Source organism: Bartonella sp. DB5-6 (genome assembly GCF_000278115.1).
Taxonomy (GTDB): Bacteria; Pseudomonadota; Alphaproteobacteria; order Rhizobiales; family Rhizobiaceae; genus Bartonella; species Bartonella refiksaydamii.
Window position 1 is genome coordinate 1 of record NZ_JH725130.1, and the last position, 4,400, is coordinate 4,400.

At 37.5% G+C, this 4,400-nt stretch carries 7 protein-coding genes and 1 pseudogene; 6 read left to right on the forward strand and 2 right to left on the reverse strand.

Annotated features, from left to right (window positions below):
• Positions 1 to 191: pseudogene (locus MCO_RS09520) on the reverse strand (hypothetical protein); the annotation flags it as partial.
• A 253-nt stretch (positions 192 to 444) separates the two neighbouring features.
• Complete coding sequence (locus tag MCO_RS09525) at positions 445 to 1,062, reverse strand: S24 family peptidase (protein WP_007553947.1); 618 nt, start codon at positions 1,060 to 1,062, stop codon at positions 445 to 447.
• A gap of 83 nt (positions 1,063 to 1,145) precedes the next feature.
• On the opposite strand from MCO_RS09525, the gene MCO_RS09530 reads away from it, so the two are divergent.
• The 6 genes from MCO_RS09530 to MCO_RS09555 all read left to right on the forward strand — a co-directional run bounded on the left by MCO_RS09530 (position 1,146) and on the right by MCO_RS09555 (position 4,313).
• Positions 1,146 to 1,520, forward strand: coding sequence for a hypothetical protein (locus tag MCO_RS09530; RefSeq protein ID WP_007553962.1), 375 nt, complete (start codon positions 1,146 to 1,148; stop codon positions 1,518 to 1,520).
• A gap of 62 nt (positions 1,521 to 1,582) precedes the next feature.
• Positions 1,583 to 1,987 (forward strand): hypothetical protein, encoded by a 405-nt coding sequence (locus tag MCO_RS09535; protein WP_245256867.1) that lies wholly within the window; start codon positions 1,583 to 1,585, stop codon positions 1,985 to 1,987.
• A gap of 121 nt (positions 1,988 to 2,108) precedes the next feature.
• Positions 2,109 to 2,441 carry a dATP/dGTP diphosphohydrolase domain-containing protein gene (locus MCO_RS09540; protein WP_007554246.1) on the forward strand — a complete coding sequence of 111 codons (333 nt, stop codon included), beginning with the start codon at positions 2,109 to 2,111 and terminating at the stop codon, positions 2,439 to 2,441.
• Positions 2,431 to 2,943, forward strand: a complete 513-nt coding sequence (locus tag MCO_RS09545) for a crossover junction endodeoxyribonuclease RuvC (protein WP_007554248.1) — start codon at positions 2,431 to 2,433, stop codon at positions 2,941 to 2,943. Before MCO_RS09540 ends, MCO_RS09545 begins: the two co-directional genes overlap by 11 nt.
• A complete protein-coding gene (locus MCO_RS09550; RefSeq protein ID WP_245256875.1) occupies positions 2,915 to 3,226 on the forward strand; it encodes a YdaU family protein in 312 nt (103 codons plus the stop codon). Before MCO_RS09545 ends, MCO_RS09550 begins: the two co-directional genes overlap by 29 nt.
• Positions 3,216 to 4,313: a DUF1376 domain-containing protein gene (locus MCO_RS09555; protein ID WP_007554252.1), complete on the forward strand. Its 1,098-nt coding sequence runs from the start codon at positions 3,216 to 3,218 to the stop codon at positions 4,311 to 4,313. Before MCO_RS09550 ends, MCO_RS09555 begins: the two co-directional genes overlap by 11 nt.
• Positions 4,314 to 4,400 lie beyond the last annotated feature (87 nt).

Genomic DNA, 4,400 nt, shown 5'->3' on the forward strand with positions numbered 1-4,400 from the left:
ATATCTTCAGAGATATCTTCGCAACTTTTCTCAGAAGGATTCACACGAAAGATTTGTACGGTATCATCTGCTTCATCAACAATCTCTAAAACTTGGTTTTCATCAAGTGGACCTGACTCTCCAATGTGTTGATCATCACCGTAGACAACTAATAAAATTTCATTAGAATTAATAAGAATTGGCTTATCCATAATTTCTCCTCCCCAACGCCTCTTGGCAATTGTTTGTTTGTGGTTTATGGAATATATTAGTACATTATGCACCAAAGATAGTCAAGTACATAGTGTACTATTTTTTTAAAAAATAAAAAAAATGACGAATCACGGCATAATTTAGAGAATCAAAAGTTTGCTGTTTACTGATAAAAATCAAGCAAACTTGCTTTAATCTGTTGATAGCAATCTAATTGATAATTAATAACGTGAACAGAGAATCGTATTATGTTTACATATCAAGAATAGTGCGCCGTACACGACCTATTATAGAGATAGCGCCTTCAAGTTTTGGAGCCTTTATTGTTTTGTCGTATGAAGCAGGCTGAAAAGGAGGATCATCATTAGGTCTGTATCGTTTATATGTCGCTTGTCCAGATTCATCTGCAATTACATAGCAGGCATTAGGCACAAGTTTTTTGTCTCGCATATTTACAAATATTATAGAATCTGGAGGGCTAATTTTATTCATAGATGCGCCATCTACACGCAAAGCAATCCATTCACCAGCAGGAAGATTAACAGCCTCCGTCATAGGATAATCTGAAAAATCCATTATCCCATCTTGCTCGCTTAACTCTCCAGCACTAATCCATGAAACGAGAGGAATACTAATATTGAGGCTAGGATTTTCTTGAGGAGATTCGCCATATAAAATCCATCCCGGATCTACATTAAATACTTGTCCATAAAGCTCAGCTATTTGGCGTGAAATACCACGATTTCCATTTTCGTGACTAATTAGAGTATTTTTGTTAAGAGCTGGTATAGCGCGTGCAGCTTCACTTGGTGTTACATATCCAGCATTCTTACGTGCTATTTTAAGTCTATCTTTTGGCAAATAAGTCATTCGTACATTATCCACTATTTTTTTCATTCATTGTGCACGATTTTATCTTGATTTTAAATTGTACGTAATGTACTACTTGTGTCATGGTTAATGATTTTTATGTCAAAAATTTGATTGAGTCTTGGGGATCTATACGCCAATTTGCAAAGGAAATTGGTTGTAGCTATGAGGCTGCGCGTAAAATGCGTGACCGCAATAGTATTTCTCCAAAATACTGGAACATAATTATTCAGTTGTCTAAAGCCAAAGGTCTATCTTGGGTTACACTAGATTGGTTCCTACATAATTATGGGAATAAATCCCATAGAGTTATTCGTCCAATGACAAAACAAAGAAAAGATACGCTTCATCTGGTGGAGAAAGTTAGTACACCAAATGCATCACAAACAGTAATATCTTCTCATATTGCTGCTCCTACAGATAGTAATGAACAGCAACAGCAGCATTCACACTCTTAAATCTTAAAGAAGAAAGATCAGAGATGATAGATGTCCCACAGATCACTATAAGCAAAGTCCAGTTGATTGATCTTGTTAATAAGATTGGACAGGAAAACATATATTATGGTGTCCTTTCGCCTCAAGATGCATGTTTTGAAATAAGCATAGATCCCTCATCAACAGGTTGTTTTGTCTATATGCTGCATAGTATTTTTGTGCGTGATGATAGAAAATATTTTCCGTTATTGCCGTACGATGATTTTAATCAATGGTTTTTATCTGTGTTTACGCAAGCTTTTACAACTTGGTTTGATAATTATTTTTCTCAAGAGTTGTCATCTTTTTATCGCTTAAATGAGCTGATCTTGTTTATAGCCTTAGTCAAAAATAGGCTTGATTTCTTAAGGGATAAACTCATCGAAAAAAGAAAAGAAGAAATCAAATTAATAGATGATGCATGCAGTGTGTGTCTGAATCTGAGTTAATCCAATTTTTTAGAATCGCTGGGAGGTTACTTTTTCACAAACATTTTTGCAAGACAGGCAATCACAACGCGCTCTGTCATAGCGCACATATAAATACGTAGAGCCTTAAGGGGGGATAATCATGGTTTTTAAAGCACATAAGAATGATATTGGGAAACCGCGTGTTGATCTTATTCCAGCACTCACGTTGCTTGATATTGGTCGTGTTTTGGAGTTTGGAGCAAACAAATACGGTGCGAGCAATTGGCGTCATGGCATGAATTGGAGCCGTTTGTATGGAGCTGCTTTACGTCATTTATTAGCATGGTTCAGTGGAGAAGATAAGGACCTTGAAAGCGGATTACCACACTTAGCGCATGCAGCTTGCTGTCTTCTTTTCTTAATGGAATGCGAAACACAACAGATTGGTTGTGATAACCGTCCAAAAGAAAGGCGGAAGTATCATGACCACTAACACACACACCATTCTTTGTCTTGATCTAGGCACCAAAACAGGCTGGGCGATACGTGGTGCAAGTGGTGACATATTCAGTGGTACCGTGAATTTTCAATCGCGCCGTTTTGAAGGCGGTGGAATGCGTTACTTGCGTTTTAAACAATGGCTATCAGAAATAAAGCAGACAGCAGGTCAAATTGACGTGGTGTATTTTGAAGAGGTGAGGCGTCATAAAGGTACAGATGCAGCGCATGTTTACGGTGGTTTGTTAGCAACGTTAACGGCGTGGTGTGAACAGCATCAGATACCGTATGAGGGTATACCAGTAAGTACGATTAAGAAAGCGACGACAGGAAAAGGCAATGCCTCAAAAGAAGAGATGATTAAGGCGGTGCGTGCAAAAGGGCACAATCCGAAAGATGACAACGAAGCAGATGCTTTAGCAATTTTATATTTAGTTAAAGAAAGGGAATTGGGGTATGTCAAATGGTATGCCGTGGATCAGATTTCATTTGTATGACTGGATTAGTGATACAGATAAAATGACATTGGAACAAAGAGGCGTTTATATCACGCTTCTTGTTCGCATGTACGATAAAAAAGCACCAATTAAAGAAGATTTTGAAACGCTTGCACGTGTTTGCAATTGTTCACAAAAAAAGTTTGCGACTATTGTCGAATATTTAACGAAGAATAACAAACTTCTCCAAACAGATAAAGGGTTGTGGAATGCCCGCGTTGAAAAAGAACTAAAAAAAATCGCATGGCATAAGCACAGGGAGGACAAAGAGAATGTCCAGTAAATTACCTTGGGTACGTAATTTTTATCAAGAGTGGATTATGGACTTTGCTGGCACCGACGCAGCAGAGAAAGCTACTTATAGTACACTCACTGCTCTTATGTATCGAGCCTGTGAACCGATTTATGATGACACTTCTGTATTAGCGCGCGTCGTTGGTTGTTCAGTACGAACCTTTAAAAAATCATTAGAAAAACTCATTCGAAAAAAATTAATTCTTCAATTAGAAAATGGAAATTTATGGAGTACACAAGTCGAAGAAGAATTAAAAAATTGTAATGAGAATTTAAATAGGCTTTCAGAAAGAGCTATAAAAGCTGCAAATACCAAGAGAAATAAGCAGAAAGATAACTCATCAAGAGAACATGATGAAGTCATGACGACATCATCACGAGGTCATGATGACATCATGATGAGTTCATCACGACAACACATTAACAATAACATTAACAGTTATAATAAAAAAACTAAAACTATCGTTTTAGCAAAAAAAGAAACTGAATTTGAAGATTTAGAAACAATCGATTTGGTTGACGAGCCAATCGAGTGTGATGTTGAAAGCCAATCAGAACAAATCGAAACCTCATCAGACAACCAACCTCCCATTCACGAGCAAGAAAACGTTTCTAAGAAAGCCAAACGGACTAAGTCAAAAGATGGGTTTCGCTTACCTGATGATTTTGAACCTAATTTGCAATACGCAATCGATAAAGGCTTAACGCATGATGAGGCGCTGTTAGAATTCGAAAGATTTAAACTTCATTGGAAAGATAACCCATGTCGAAATGCTAAAAAAAGTGATTGGCAAAAGGCTTGGTACAAGTGGGTTACACATCCCGAATATGGAATGCTAGCTAAGAAAAAAGCAAGATTAGAACAGGAGAAACAGTATGGAAAACAAACCAATTCCCAAACAGAACAACAGCGCGGGTGGAATTATCGCGTTGCACAGTACATGTCCGATATCAAAAATTCAGATAGTGCATACAAATTTCTCTTCGAGGATGACAACCGAACCACCATTCCTTTGGAAAGCGGGGCAAAAACCGTCGATTGCAGAAGCGGAGAGAGTTACTTCATTAGTCAATGATGCGTTGAAAAAGCTTGAAAAAAAAGCGAGCGAAGAGGAAATCCAAACGACGTATCTTGTCCTTTCAAGTGGTCTCAAAAGCCAATT

Coding starts and splice junctions, on each gene's coding strand:
- MCO_RS09545 (WP_007554248.1), top strand. CDS start 2,431: ATGACCACTAACACACACACCATTCTTTGTCTTGATCTAGGCACCAAA.
- MCO_RS09530 (WP_007553962.1), top strand. CDS start 1,146: ATGGTTAATGATTTTTATGTCAAAAATTTGATTGAGTCTTGGGGATCT.
- MCO_RS09550 (WP_245256875.1), top strand. CDS start 2,915: ATGCCGTGGATCAGATTTCATTTGTATGACTGGATTAGTGATACAGAT.
- MCO_RS09555 (WP_007554252.1), top strand. CDS start 3,216: ATGTCCAGTAAATTACCTTGGGTACGTAATTTTTATCAAGAGTGGATT.
- MCO_RS09540 (WP_007554246.1), top strand. CDS start 2,109: ATGGTTTTTAAAGCACATAAGAATGATATTGGGAAACCGCGTGTTGAT.
- MCO_RS09525 (WP_007553947.1), bottom strand. CDS start 1,062: ATGACTTATTTGCCAAAAGATAGACTTAAAATAGCACGTAAGAATGCT.